This window comes from Burkholderia sp. LFS061 (genome assembly GCF_047978125.1).
GTDB classification, from domain to species: Bacteria; Pseudomonadota; Gammaproteobacteria; order Burkholderiales; family Burkholderiaceae; genus Burkholderia; species Burkholderia pyrrocinia_C.
The window spans coordinates 224,679-237,649 of the sequence record NZ_JBFPFS010000001.1 but is presented as its reverse complement, the minus strand read 5'-3'; the positions used below and the strand labels follow the sequence as shown (position 1 = coordinate 237,649).

10 protein-coding genes and 1 pseudogene are annotated in these 12,971 nt (G+C 68.0%); 5 read left to right on the top strand and 6 right to left on the bottom strand.

Annotated elements, in window-relative coordinates; genetic code table 11:
* Positions 1 to 46: 46 nt before the first annotated feature.
* Both ACNQQL_RS01110 and ACNQQL_RS01105 read right to left on the bottom strand, forming a co-directional pair.
* Positions 47 to 1,405 (bottom strand): DUF3999 domain-containing protein, encoded by a 1,359-nt coding sequence (locus ACNQQL_RS01110; protein ID WP_347062905.1) that lies wholly within the window; start codon positions 1,403 to 1,405, stop codon positions 47 to 49.
* The gene (locus ACNQQL_RS01105) at positions 1,402 to 4,350 is read right to left on the bottom strand and encodes a DUF2339 domain-containing protein (RefSeq protein ID WP_347062904.1); all 2,949 of its coding nucleotides are present in this window, start codon (positions 4,348 to 4,350) and stop codon (positions 1,402 to 1,404) included. The genes ACNQQL_RS01110 and ACNQQL_RS01105 overlap by 4 nt, the downstream gene beginning before the upstream one ends.
* A 370-nt stretch (positions 4,351 to 4,720) precedes the next feature.
* On the opposite strand from ACNQQL_RS01105, the pseudogene ACNQQL_RS01100 reads away from it, so the two are divergent.
* The 4 genes and pseudogenes from ACNQQL_RS01100 to ACNQQL_RS01085 all read left to right on the top strand — a co-directional run.
* Positions 4,721 to 6,178, top strand: a pseudogene (locus ACNQQL_RS01100) (quaternary amine ABC transporter ATP-binding protein); the annotation flags it as partial.
* Entirely contained in the window at positions 6,171 to 7,067 is an 897-nt protein-coding gene (gene choW, locus ACNQQL_RS01095) for a choline ABC transporter permease subunit (RefSeq protein ID WP_072444506.1), read from the top strand. The pseudogene ACNQQL_RS01100 and the gene choW, both read left to right, overlap by 8 nt.
* Positions 7,068 to 7,176: 109 nt before the next feature.
* Positions 7,177 to 8,175 carry a GlxA family transcriptional regulator gene (locus ACNQQL_RS01090; RefSeq protein ID WP_034180835.1) on the top strand — a complete coding sequence of 333 codons (999 nt, stop codon included), beginning with the start codon at positions 7,177 to 7,179 and terminating at the stop codon, positions 8,173 to 8,175.
* A 98-nt stretch (positions 8,176 to 8,273) separates the two neighbouring features.
* Positions 8,274 to 9,221 carry a choline ABC transporter substrate-binding protein gene (locus ACNQQL_RS01085; RefSeq protein ID WP_034180834.1) on the top strand — a complete coding sequence of 316 codons (948 nt, stop codon included), beginning with the start codon at positions 8,274 to 8,276 and terminating at the stop codon, positions 9,219 to 9,221.
* A gap of 125 nt (positions 9,222 to 9,346) precedes the next feature.
* On the opposite strand, the gene ACNQQL_RS01080 is transcribed toward ACNQQL_RS01085, so the two are convergent.
* On the bottom strand, positions 9,347 to 9,772 hold the full coding sequence (locus ACNQQL_RS01080) for a PACE efflux transporter (protein WP_347062903.1): 426 nt from the start codon (positions 9,770 to 9,772) through the stop codon (positions 9,347 to 9,349).
* A gap of 147 nt (positions 9,773 to 9,919) precedes the next feature.
* On the opposite strand from ACNQQL_RS01080, the gene ACNQQL_RS01075 reads away from it, so the two are divergent.
* Positions 9,920 to 10,879, top strand: a complete 960-nt coding sequence (locus tag ACNQQL_RS01075; protein ID WP_347062902.1) for a LysR substrate-binding domain-containing protein — start codon at positions 9,920 to 9,922, stop codon at positions 10,877 to 10,879.
* A 45-nt stretch (positions 10,880 to 10,924) separates the two neighbouring features.
* Here ACNQQL_RS01075 and ACNQQL_RS01070 read toward each other — a convergent pair whose 3' ends face one another.
* The 3 genes from ACNQQL_RS01070 to ACNQQL_RS01060 form a co-directional block, all read right to left on the bottom strand.
* A complete protein-coding gene (locus ACNQQL_RS01070) occupies positions 10,925 to 12,073 on the bottom strand; it encodes an exo-alpha-sialidase (RefSeq protein ID WP_347062901.1) in 1,149 nt (382 codons plus the stop codon).
* Positions 12,074 to 12,154: 81 nt separating this feature from the next.
* Positions 12,155 to 12,424 carry a MoaD/ThiS family protein gene (locus ACNQQL_RS01065; protein ID WP_204423241.1) on the bottom strand — a complete coding sequence of 90 codons (270 nt, stop codon included), beginning with the start codon at positions 12,422 to 12,424 and terminating at the stop codon, positions 12,155 to 12,157.
* A gap of 128 nt (positions 12,425 to 12,552) precedes the next feature.
* On the bottom strand, positions 12,553 to 12,951 hold the full coding sequence (locus ACNQQL_RS01060) for a nuclear transport factor 2 family protein (protein ID WP_204421872.1): 399 nt from the start codon (positions 12,949 to 12,951) through the stop codon (positions 12,553 to 12,555).
* Positions 12,952 to 12,971: the final 20 nt, after the last annotated feature.

The following is a 12,971-nucleotide window of genomic DNA, read 5'->3' as shown; positions in this document are numbered from 1 at the left end:
TGTGCCGGATAACCGCTGCATAAAGGCACGCGGCGGGCGTGTGGCGTCACTCGTCGCGGTTGCGCGACTCGCCGCCGCCTTTCGCGAGACGCCAGGCAATCGTGCCGAGCACGCCGACCGCGACGACCAGCGCGCCCCACAGCACGTAGCGGCGCTTCGCGTCCGTATCGGCAGCCGCCGCCGGCGCGACCGCCGATATCGGCAGCGCCGTGCCGACGCGCGCGGGACGGACTTCGGGTGCCATGCCGACCAGCAGCGCATCGCGGCTGACGGCCGACGACACGAGCGCCGCATCGCCGACGCCGAGCGTAAACGGTGGCGTGCCGCGTGCGACGAAGGTCAGCGCGGCCGGATGCCAGCCGATCGCGACGGCCGGCTGGCCGGCGCCGAATCCGCCGTTGCGCATGTCGACGACGATCCGCCACGCGCGATCCGTGTTCGCCGCGAACTCGAGCGGCGGATTGCGCTGCTCGCCGGCCTTGCCCTGCAGCCGGAACAGCACGCCGCCCGCGACGTCGCGCCACGGCGCCTGCGCGTCGGGGCGGCTTTGCAGCGTTGCGCGCGCGACGGTGTTCGGCTGCGGCAGGTCGATGCGCACGCGGTCGACCGGATACGCGCCGTCGGTGTCGAACAGATACTCGCCGGGTGCGCTGCCGGCCCGCACGCGCGCGGCGTCGCGCCATTGGCGCGGCACGGATGCGGTATCCGTCCCGCGCGCGTCGCGCGGATGCGTTTCGACGTCGATCGACGCGATCGCGGGGGCACCGTCGAGCCAGTCCAGCCGCAGGTAGCGCGGCGCCGCACCTTCGAGTGCGATGCGTTCCTGCACCAGCATGTTGTCGCCGCGGCCGACCTTCAGCAACTGCGTGCTGCCGAGCGAGCGCCAGTTGCGCAGATCGTCGCTGGCATCGACGGCCACACGCCCCTGGTAACTGTCGTCGCCCACGTGCACGAGCAGCGCGTCGATGTCGCCGTTCGCACGCGACAGGTCGACGAGATCCGCGCCGCGCTTTGCCGGTGCCGGCGTGGCGACGGCCGCGCGCAGCGAGCCGTCCGGGCCGACCGTCACGCCGAGCGGCGCGTTGCCGTTATCGGCGCGCACCGGCGGCAGCGGGAACCAGTGCACCGGCGTGCGCGACGGCGGCACGGTGGGCGCGGCCGACGCGGGTGCGTCGAGCGAATACGGAACCGGCTCGCCCGCGCCGTTGAAGACGCGCACGTCGCCGAGATCGTCGCGCCGGCTGGCTGCATACACGGGCTGCGGCACGGTGAGCTGGTAATACGCGGCGCTGCCGTCGAGGTTGAGCGAGAAGCGCTGCGCGACGCGGCCACCGCCCGGCGTGCCGTCGGCGGCCGCGATCGACGCGAGCAGGCTCAGTCCGAGCAGGGCTGCGAGTCGTTTCATTGCGGGTCGTCCCGTTGGGCCGCGGCCTTCGGCGGCAGCGGCGAGAAATAGCCGATCAACAGCAGCAGCACGCCGATGCCGATGAACGACACGATGCGCTCGATGCCGGTCACGTGCGACAGGTCGAACAGGAACAGCTTGACGACCGTGAGCGCGAGCAGCGCGGCGCCGACGAACCACAGCGGGCGCAGCCCGCGGCGCGTGGCCCAGATCGTTGTCGCGAGCGCGCAGACCGTCCAGTACACGGACACCGACGCCTGCACGAGTGTCGATTCGGCCATCGCACCGAACTCGTACGGCACGCCGGCCCCGTGATGCAGCGTGCGCAGCATCAGCGCGTTGAACCACAGGAATACGGTTGCGATCGCAACATAGTCGATCGCGCGCGAATGCCACGCGATGCCGAGCGTCTTCAAGCGGCGCAGCCACGCGGCGAACGCGACGAAGACCAGGAACTGCGCGATGTCGAGCGGATTGAGCAGCGGCAGCCAGAAGAGCGGCGATGCGTCGCCGTCGCTTGTCGCGCTGGCAATGCTCCACAGCCACAGCAGCGCGGCGAGCGGCGCCGCGCCCCACACCTGGTAAGCGCGCGGGAACGCGGCGACGGGCCAGTGCAGGCGCGAGCCGGGGCCCGATACGAGCAGGAGCAGCGCACCGAAACCGTAGGCCCACGCGCTCCAGCTCCATGCGCCTTCGGGCACGAATGCGCGCAGGCGCCAGAAGCCTTCGAGCGACAGCAGCCCGCACAGGGTCCAGAACATCAGCGTATGCAGCGGCGCGATCACGCCTGCGACGTTGGCTTGGCCGATGCCGGGTGCCGCACCCTGCGCGGCATCGGCGCTTGCCGGTCCGCGCGACTGGCGCCACAGCAGCGCAAGACCCGCGCCGACGGCGACGGGCCACGCGAAAGCGCCGAGGCCCGACAGCGGCGCTTCGTACGCATCGAACGCACGCAACGCGAGCAGCGCCAGCACCGGCGTCAGCGCGAGCGCGGGCCATTCGGCGAGCGGCCATGCCAGCCGGCGGCGCGCGACGTGCGCGAGCCACGCGGTGCCGGCCGCGAACAGCGCGGTTGCGTCGACGACGAAGCGGTCGGCATGCAGGTCGACGTGACGGCTCGCGTAGACGAGGATCTCGTGCAGCCCGCCGCTCACCCACCACAGCAGCCCCCACGCCGCGGCCGCGGCGCCGATCTCGGGCATCCACGCGTGCCACGCGCGCGCTTCGCCACGCCCGTGCAGCCACCAGCCGGTGAACAGGCCGGCGAGCGCGATCAGCAGCATCGCGATATACGGGCCGTTGAGCACGGGCAGCGCGGTTGCGTCGGCCGGCCCGAGCAGGCTCGTGAAGAACGCGCCGGCCGCGGCGACCTGCATCAGCAGGCCGAAGCCGAACGGCAGCAGGCGCTTCTGGCGCACCGCGAGCCACACGACGGCCGCGCCTTCGATCGCCCAGGCGGCGCTCGTCGTCGGGCCCGAGAACGCGAGCGGCACGACCAGCGTCGCGAAGATCACCGCGAGCGCGAGCATCGCTTCGAACAGCAGCGCGAGGCGGTCGCGGCGCCGCGCGAGCCATGCGGCGACCGCGACGTAGAACGCCGACAGCGCGACCGCGCTCCACGCGAGCCCGAACGGCATGCCCTTTACGAGCGACGCCTGCAGCGCGGTCGCGACGATCGGCGTGCCGAACACGAGCGTGCTGTCCACGTAGTGCCGCAGCGCGAGTTCGCGTTTCACCGCATACAGCAGCGCGATGCCGACATACATCAGGAAGAACAGGATCAGGAACGGCTCGGTGCTCGCGAACAGCGCGGGGCGGCAGGCCGTCACGCCCCACGCCGAACCGATCGTGAACGTGAACACGAAGCCGAGCAGGTTCAGCGGGCGCCATGCCTTGAACCACGCGATCGCGAAGATGCCCGCGTTCAGCAGCGCGTAGTAGCTGAACAGCGCGACATGGTTGCCCTGGCCGGTCGACAGCAGCACCGGTGCGAGAAAGCCGCCCGCGCTGCCCATGAACGCGAGCGGCAGCGCGTTCTGCCTGACCGCGAGGAACGCGCTCAGCGCGCAGACCGCGACCATCAGCGGAAACGCGGCGCCGACGGGCAGCAGCGCATAAAGCTTGGTCGCGGCGAAGATCGTCAGGTACAGGATGCCGATGCCGCCGCCTTGCAGCACGAGGCCGTACGCGGCGCGGCGCCCGCGCACGCGCCAGCCGATCGCGAGCAGCGCGGCCGCGGCGAGCGCGGTGCCCGCGAGGCGGAATTCGATCGGCAGCATGTTGTTGTCGGCCGCGTACTTGAGCAGGAACGCGACGCCGAAGAACAGCACGACGATCCCGACGCGCACGACGGTATTGCCGCCGAGCAGCCAGTCGCGCGCGGCGCTGAATGCACGTTCGGCGATGCCGGGTTCGCGCGGTGCGGGCGGGGTGGGGCGGACGGGTGTTGCGGGTGCGTTCGCCGTTGCGTGGGCGGCGGCGGGAACGGGGGCGGGCGCTGCGGTGGCCGGTGTCGCGGCCGGCGTCGGCACCGATGTCGATGCCGGTGTGCCCGCGCGCGCGGCGGCTGCGATTGCGGGTTGCACAGGCGGTGGCGTTGCCGAAGCAGCGGGTGAGGGCGGAACGGACGAGGCACCGGCCGCGTCGGCCTTCGCGCCGGCGAGCTGGCCGCGCAGCGAATCGAGTTCGCGCGTGAGCGTTTCGACGGTCGCTTCGAGGCGCGCGACACGCTCGACGAGCGGCGCGGGCGTGGGCGGCGGCGTCGCGGGCATCTCGAACGCGTCGGGCGCGGCGCCGTCGTTCCTGGGTTTGTGTTGCCGCAGCGCGTGACCGATGCAGAATCCGACGACGGCGCCGAGCAGCGAGCCGTTCGCGGCCGAGAAATCCCCGATCAATGCGGCGATGCCGCCTATGATGAAGCCGATTACGGCGAATGCCCAGTTCAACGCCTTACTCCCTCTCTCGTATCGTTATCGTCCTTCGCTCGCGGTTCGCACCGGATCGAGGCGGGTTTCAGCACGGCCGGCAGGCGAACCGGCATGCGCGCGCCGTTGGCGGATCGTCGTGCGCAAGGCGCGCGGCAACAGCGCGATCGGCGTGTTTGCCGGCAATGTATCACAGCGGGCATGCGGGATTTTCTGGGTTGCGGAGAGGCCCCGATGCGTGCCTGATCGTCGTTAACGACGATCGCTCGGCACGGTTTTTTCTGTACGGTCATGCTTTTTGCGGGGGGGCCGGCAGGCACGGCGAGACGGCTGCCGGGATGCATTGATCTGACGACAGTCGCGACGCCGGCTGATCGGACGTGAAATTGTCGCAAAACGACGCGCGCCCGATGCGGATTGGCGCGAAAAAACATGCGATTCGCGCCGCGCTGCTGCGCACAAGTCCCGCGTGCGATGCCCGTCGTTGTTGGGTGTGCGCGTATTGCGCTGCCGCAATCGGGGGCCGCCGCGTGCAGCGGCCCGCCTGGCGGGGCTGGAGGCCGTGTCGTATTTGCGCAAGCGTTTGTCGTAATTCGTCGGCAGGCCGGGGTTTTTTCTAGCAACTATGTAGGCACGCTATGACTCGCGTGAGTCCCCGCTACACGAGGAGAAGGTTTCGATGGATGCCCCCAAGGTCGTAGTCGAAGGTCTGTGCAAGGTGTTTGGAAACAACCCGAAGCAGGCGCTCGACATGCTCGCCGCCGGCGCGACGAAGGACGAAGTGCTCAAGCGCACCGGTCAGGTCGTCGGCGTACACAACGTCTCCTTCGATGTGCAGGAAGGCGAAATTTTCGTGCTGATGGGCCTGTCCGGCTCCGGCAAATCCACGCTGATCCGCCTCGTGAACCGGCTGGTCGATCCGAGCGCCGGCAAGGTGCTGATCGACGGGCTCGACGTCGCGTCGGCACGCCGCTCGGCGCTCACCGCGCTGCGCCGCAAGGACATGAGCATGGTGTTCCAGTCGTTCGCGCTGATGCCGCAACGCACCGTGGTGTCGAACGCCGCGTTCGGCCTCGAGGTCGCGGGCGTCGGCAAGAAGGAACGCGAGCGCCGTGCGATGGAAGTGCTCGAGCAGGTCGGCCTCGCGCCGTTCTCGCACAAGCTGCCGTCCGAGCTGTCGGGCGGGATGCAGCAGCGTGTCGGCCTCGCACGCGCGCTGGCCGTGAACCCGTCGCTGATGATCATGGACGAGGCGTTCTCCGCGCTCGATCCGCTCAAGCGCAGGGAAATGCAGGACGTGCTGCTGCAGCTCCAGAAGGAGCAGCGCCGCACGATCATGTTCGTGTCGCACGATCTCGAGGAAGCGCTGCGCATCGGCAGCCGCATCGCGATCATGGAAGGCGGCCGGCTCGTGCAGGTCGGCACGCCGCAGGACATCATCGCGAACCCGGCCGACGACTACGTGCGCGCGTTCTTCGACGGCATCGACACGAGCCGCTACCTGACCGCCGGCGACCTGATGCAGACGGGTGTCGTGCCGACCATGTCGAAGTGCGATGCCGCGAACGTCGCGGCGGCGCTGAACGGCCACGACGAATACGCGTTCGTGCTCGACGCCCAACGCAAGATCCGCGGCTTCGTCACGCGCGACGCGATCGGCGATGCGTCGCCGTCCGTCCGTCCGATCGAAAGCATTCGCCGCGACGCGACGCTCGATCACGTTGTCGCCCGCGTGGTGGCGAGCCCGAACGCACTGCCCGTCGTCGACGACGACGGCTGCTACTGCGGCTCGGTCGACCGCGCACTCATCCTGAAAGCCATCACGCGTTCGCGAGGTTCCCATGTCTGAAATGATTCCGCTCGGTACCTGGGTCGACCAGTCCGTTCACTACCTGCTCGACCATGACGCCAAGACATTCGACGCGATCGGCCAGGCGATCGAGGGCCTCGCGGCGCTCGTCGAACACGGCCTGCAAGCGATCCCGATGTGGCTGATGATGGCGATCTTCATCGGCGTCGGGCTATGGCGGGTGGGCTGGCGCTTCGCGCTGTTCACGACCGCGTCGCTGCTGCTGATCTTCGCGACGGGCTTCTGGGACCAGACGGTCATCACGCTTGGCCTCACGCTGTCGTCGACGATCATCAGCCTCGTGCTCGGCATCCCGCTCGGCATCTGGGCCGCGAAGAGCAAGTGGGTCGCCGCGATCGTGCGTCCGATTCTCGACCTGATGCAGACGATGCCCGCATTCGTCTACCTGATTCCGGCCGCGATGCTGTTCGGTCTCGGCCGCGTGCCGGGGATCCTGTCGACGGTGATCTTCGCGATGCCGCCTGCCGTGCGCCTGACGAGCCTCGGCATCCGCCACGTGAACCGCGAGATTGTCGAAGCCGGCCAGGCATTCGGCTGCACGCCGTGGCAACTGCTGTACAAGGTGCAGTTCCCGAATGCGCTGCCGTCGATCATGCAGGGCGTGAACCAGACGATCATGATGGCGCTGTCGATGGTGATCATCGCGTCGATGGTCGGCGCGGGCGGTCTCGGCAACGACGTGCTCGCGAGTATCCAGCGCCTCGACATCGGCCTCGGTTTCGAAAGCGGTCTGTCGGTCGTGCTGCTCGCGATCATTCTCGACCGCATCACCGAAAGCTTCGGCCGTGCACCCGGCGCCGTGAAATCGCCGCTGTTCTCGGGCCTCAAGCAGCTTTTTCGCGCGAAGGCCACACCCGCGCAAGCCTGACTGACCGGCGGCCGGCCCGTCTTCCGGCCGCCTTCCCTGATTCGATAACCGCTTCCGCGGCGTTTGCCGCGGGGCTGGCCGCTTGTAACCTGTTCGCCAGGAGTCCGATGTGACGTCCGCCGCCGCTGTCGCGCCCGCCGCCTGCGTTTCACCGGTTTCGTCCCTCGCCCATTTCGGCTTCCTGACGCTGCCGAACTTTTCGATGATCGCGTTTTCGAGCGCGGTCGAAGTGCTTCGGATGGCGAACTACGTCGGGCGCGCCGATCATTACAAGTGGTCGATCTACTCGCTCGACGGTTTCCCCGCGCATGCCAGCAACGGCATTGCGGTACGGCCCACGCAGGCGCTCGACTACACGAACCTGCCCGACGTGATGATCGTGTGCGGCGGCATCCGCATTCGCGACGTGGTCGACGAGGGCGCGCGCGATACGCTCGCGGCGCTCGCCGAACGCGGGCTGCCGCTCGGCGGCATCTGCACGGGCGCGTATGCGCTGATGTCGAGCGGGCTGCTCGACGGCTATCGCTGCACCGTGCACTGGGAGAACCTGTCCGCGCTGCATTCCGAGTTTCCGCAGGTCGGCTTCGCCGACGAGCTGTTCGTCGTCGACCGCGACCGGCTGACCTGCACGGGCGGCACCGCGCCGCTCGACCTGATGCTGAACCTCGTCGGCATGCGGTTCGGCCAGCAGCTTGCCGCGCAGGTGTCGGAGCAGTTCATCCTGGAGCGCATCCGCAGCTCGACCGACACGCAGCCGATTCCCGTCGATGCGCGCGTCGGCTTCTCGCGTGCGGAGCTGATCGAGGTCGTGCGGCTGATGGAGGCGAACATCGAGGAGCCGCTGTCGCTCGAGGAGCTCGCGCGCCTCGTGCGATTGTCGCAGCGGCACCTGCAGCGCATGTTCAAGGTGTACCTGAACGTGTCGCCGACCCATTATTACCTGACGCTGCGCCTGAAACGCGCACGCGACCTGCTGCGCACGACCGACGCGTCGATCGCGCGCGTGACGACGGTCTGCGGTTTTCATTCGCCGTGTCATTTCAGCAAGGCGTACCGCGCGCAGTTCGGCCATGCGCCGAGCTACGAGCGCAGGTTGCCGGGGCGCTGACGGTTTGTACGATCCGCGACGCCGCCGGGATCGCGGTGCGCGGCTTCAATAAACGATCCCGCATTCATGCAAACGACATCACTTTGAGGAGAAGAAAGATGAAGCGCCTATTGATCGCAGCGGTGTGCGGGATCGGGATAACCGCGCCGATGTCGGCCGTTTATGCAGCCGATCCGCCCGTGTGCAAGAACGTGCGCTTCGCGGACGTCGGCTGGTCCGACATCGCGGCGACCACGGGCCTCGCATCGACGATGCTGCAAGGGCTCGGCTACAGCCCGACGAAGACGATCGCATCGGTGCCGATCACGTTTGCCGGGATCAAGAGCAAGCAGATCGACGTGTTCCTCGGCTACTGGTCGCCGACGATGGACCCGATCATCCAGCCGTTCACGAAGGCCGGCACGATCAAGGTGCTCTCGACGCCGAACCTGACCGGTGCGAAGTACACGCTCGCGGTGCCCGACTACGTGTATCAGGGCGGCCTGAAGTCGTTCGCGGACATCCAGAAGTACGCGGACAAGCTGAACGGCAAGATCTACGGGATCGAGCCGGGCAATGACGGCAACCTGCTGATCAAGAAGATGATCGACGGCAACCAGTTCGGCCTCGGCAAGTTCAAGATGGTCGAGTCGAGCGAGGCGGGGATGCTGGTCGAGGTCAACCGCGCGATCCGCGACAAGCAGTGGATCGTGTTCCTCGGCTGGGAACCGCATCCGATGAACGTGCAGATGAAGATCGACTACCTGAGCGGCGGCGACGACGTGTTCGGCCCGAACTACGGCGAGGCGAAGGTGCTGACGGCAACGCCGCCCGACTACGCGCAGCGCTGCCCGAACGTCGCGAAGTTCGTGTCGAACCTGCAGTTCACGACGACGATCGAGAACCACGTGATGATGCCGATCATGAACAAGGAAGACCCGAACAAGGCGGCGGCCGCGTGGTTGAAGGCGAACCCGCAGGCGCTCGACAAGTGGCTCGCAGGCGTGACGACGCTCGACGGGAAGCCGGGGCTGCCGGCGGTGAAGGCGTATCTCGGCGTGCATTGAGCGGCGACGTGGCCGGCGCGCCTGCTGAAGGCGGCGCGCCGGCGTGATGAAGCGCGGCCCTCCCGCATCGTGCGGGCGGGCCGCGTTGTTTTTTGGTGTGGCGAAGCAGCGCGCGAGAACGAAGGTCACGCCCTCTTCGTCGCCGCCGGCACGTCGAACACGCGATCGAACGCCCACTGGAACACGAACGCGTAGCAGAAGAAGAACGCGAACAGCCCGATATCGACGACGAACGCGTCGAACCACGAGATGTCGAGCCACCACGACACCACGGGCACGAGCATGAAGATCAGCCCGCCTTCGAATCCCGTGGCGTGCAGGATCCGCCGTCCGAGCGTGCGTGCCGGCTGCCGGCGCGACGCTTCCCAGCGCTCGAACAGCGCGTTGAAGATCATGTTCCACAGCAGCGCGATCGCCGACATCGTCGCCGACAGCGCGCCCGAATAGACGAGATCCTGCTTGAAGATCGCCGCGATCGCGGGCGAGATGCAGGAGATGGCGATCGTTTCGTAGAGCACCGCCTGCGTGATCCTGCGCGGTAGGCCTTGCACGTTGTTTCTCCGGTTCGACGGCAACCGCCGCGGCACCGTGCCGCGACGTCCCGCAAGGCTATTCGCGTTGCGCGCCTGCTTCAATTCACCTAATCTCACCCCGATTGAATCGAATTCAACCCGGCCGCATCCGGCCCGCGAGGCCCCGTGTTCTCGAAAATTCCCCTGACCGCATTGCGTGTATTCGAGTCGTCGGCGCGGCTCGGCACGTTCAAGGCCGCCGCGGACGAATTGTCCGTGACGCCGGCCGCCGTGTCGCACCAGATCAAGTCGCTCGAAAGCCGGCTCGGCGTGCTGCTGTTCGAGCGCGGCGCGAGCGGCGTGCGGCTCACGGCGGAGGGCGAGCGGCTGTTTCGCGCGAGTCACGATGCATTGCTTGCGCTGAGCCGCGGGCTCGATGCGGTACGGCCCGAAGCGGCCGACGAGCGCACGCTCGTGCTGACCACCACGCCCGCATTTGCCGCGATGTGGCTGATTCCGCGCCTCGGCCGGTTCCGTCGCGTCGATCCGCAATTGAACATCAAGGTCGAAACCGGCAACGCGCTCGCCGATCTCGAACGCGAAGCGCGGATCGATCTCGCGATTCGCGCGACGTCGCGCACGTTCCCGGCGCTGCACGAGATCGCGCTGATCGACGAGTATTTCGGCGCGTATGCGGCTGCCGGGTTCGATGCGCATCGTTCGGACGAGCGTCTCGATTTGATCGAGACCGTGTGGGATACGCCGCTGCCGGTGTCGATCGACTGGGTGTCGTGGTGTCGCGCTGCCAATCGCGAGGCGTGGCTCGAACGCGCGGTGTTCCGGCATTATGACGACGAGCAGTACGCGTTGCAGGCCGTGTTGCATGGGCAGGGCGTCGCGTTGTTGAGTTCGGTGCTGGTCGCCGAGCACGTCGAGCGCGGTGCTTTGATGCCGATCGAGCCGTCGGTGCGGATCGACGGTGCACGCTTCGTCGCGCTGTGTCGCCCCGGGCGGGAACGCGAGCCGCAGGTCAGGCGGTTCGACTGGCTCGAAGCGGAAATCGCGCACACGCGTGCGGCGGTGGCGCGGATGGCGCCGGGCGACCGCCGCGCCGATGAGCCTGTCGACGCGCGATCCGGCGAGTGACCGCGAACCCGCGCGTGTCGGGCTCCGGTTGCCCGCCTTACGCCGTCACCCGAACCTGACGCAATACACCGGCGGCAAATGTGCCGACACCATCTGCCAGTTTTCACCGCCGTCGCCGGACGTCCATAACCCGCCGGTCGTCGACGCCATCGCGAGGCGCGTGCCGGAATCGTCCACCGCGAGCCCGTGCCGGTACACGAGGTCGTACGCGGGCGCGGCCGGCAATCCGTTCGACAGACTCTCGAAACTGCGGCCGCCGTCGCGCGTGCGCGTGACGACGAACCGGCCGTCCACCGGAATCCGGCAGGCATCCTTCACGGCCGGCACGAACCACGCCGTGTCCGGTTCGTCCGGATGCACGGCGACCGCGAAGCCGAAGCTCGAAGGCTGCGCCTCGATCCGCCGCCAGTGCTCGCCGCCGTCGGTCGAGCGGAAGATCGCGCAGTGATGCTGCGTCCACAGCACGTCCGGGTTGGCCGCGCACTGCACGACGCGGTGCGGATCCTGCACGTTGGGCTCGCCGCGCCGTTCGGGCGGCATGTAGTCGGCTTCCATGCCGTCGGCGGTCACGCGCCAGGTCGCGCCGCCGTCGGCGGTTTGCCAGACGCCGCCGCACGAGATGCCGACCGTCACGTGCCGGCTGTCGCGCGGATCGACCATCACCGAATGGATGCCCGGCGCGTCGTACCCGCCGCCGCCCCACTCGGCGCGTTCAGGGCGATCCCACAGTGGGCGGTTGAGCACCCACGAGTCGCCGTAATCGTCGGAGCGGAACAGCCCGCCGGGTATCGTGCCGGCCCACAGTACGCCCGGCTCGTCGGCGCCGCCGGCTTCGAGCGACCAGATCTGCTGAAGCGTCCAGGGCGGCTGTGGCGGGCTGGGGGGCTCGTCGTCAGCGTCGCCCGTGCCTGCACGTGCGACGGCGCTGGCGGGCGGTTCGTCGGCAGGCTGCGGCGGATAAACGGGGACTGCGCATTCTTCCCAGTCGGCGGCGCCCGCTCGCCTGCGATGCAGCTTCACGCCGAAATGGCCGAGGTTGAGCGCGGCGTACAGCGTTCCGTCGCGCGGGTCGGCGAGTGCCATGCTGACCGGTTCGCCGACGAAATGCGGTTCGCCGAGCGTCCAGCCGCCGTTCTTGTCGGAATGAAGAACGAACAGGCCCTTGCGGGTGGCGACGAGCAATCGGTCATTCATGTCGAGTGTCTCCTGTCGACCCGTGTCGGCGCTTCAGCGCTTGTCCCGGGTTCCATACATGTTCGCTGGCGGGTACGACCCTCAGCCGCCCGACAACGCCTGCACGACATATACGCGGCTCGCGTTGCCGAGCGCATCCGACAGATGTTCGCGGTCGCGTATCGGCCGGCCGTCGATAAACACGGCGAGATGCTTTCGCAGCGCGCCCTGGTCGTCGACGATGTAGCCGCGCAGTCGCGGCTGCTCGCTGAAGACGGCTTCGAACGCTTCGCCGACCGAACGCGCATCGACGTCGCGCTCGGGCGTTTCGATATGCCGCTGAATCGACGCGGCGAAGAAGAGATGAGCCATGGCGGGTAACCGGAAGCGAGCCGTGCGGGGCGTGGGCGGCATCGTCGGTTCTGTAGTGTAGGCGATCCGTTTCGTGGTTTGCGGCATTGCGGTGCAGCAGACGGCGGTGCGTATCGGTACGTCCGCGCTTACGCGTACTTGTCGCCGACCGTGCTGCGGATCGGATGCGTATCGTAGACGATGATCATGCGCTCGATGCGCGCGTCGTCGTCGAATTCGAACACGTCGACGCACTCGAATTGCACCGTGGAGCCGTCCTTCAGCGCCCAGTCGTAGACGAAATAGCCGGTGGCCCGACGTGCGCCGGTCGCGCTGACGCAGATGTCGATCGGCGTGATGCGGCTCTGTCCGGATGCCGCCGCGACCTTGTCGAAGAAGGGCCGCGGTGCCATCCAGCCGAGAAACGGCGAGAATATCCGCGCATCGGGCGTGAACAGCGCACAGATCGCGGCGACGTCGCCGTGTTCGAGCGTTTTCAGGTAGGTATCGACCTGCCGCGTGTATAGTGCGTCGGACGACGAGACCATGGTATTTCTCCGCTGATTGT

Bases quoted from the DNA above. Each gene is read 5' to 3' on its own strand.
- ACNQQL_RS01085 (WP_034180834.1), top strand. From the start codon at position 8,274: ATGAAGCGCCTATTGATCGCAGCGGTGTGCGGGATCGGGATAACCGCG.
- choW (WP_072444506.1), top strand. From the start codon at position 6,171: ATGTCTGAAATGATTCCGCTCGGTACCTGGGTCGACCAGTCCGTTCAC.
- ACNQQL_RS01060 (WP_204421872.1), bottom strand. From the start codon at position 12,951: ATGGTCTCGTCGTCCGACGCACTATACACGCGGCAGGTCGATACCTAC.
- ACNQQL_RS01065 (WP_204423241.1), bottom strand. From the start codon at position 12,424: ATGGCTCATCTCTTCTTCGCCGCGTCGATTCAGCGGCATATCGAAACG.
- ACNQQL_RS01070 (WP_347062901.1), bottom strand. From the start codon at position 12,073: ATGAATGACCGATTGCTCGTCGCCACCCGCAAGGGCCTGTTCGTTCTT.
- ACNQQL_RS01110 (WP_347062905.1), bottom strand. From the start codon at position 1,405: ATGAAACGACTCGCAGCCCTGCTCGGACTGAGCCTGCTCGCGTCGATC.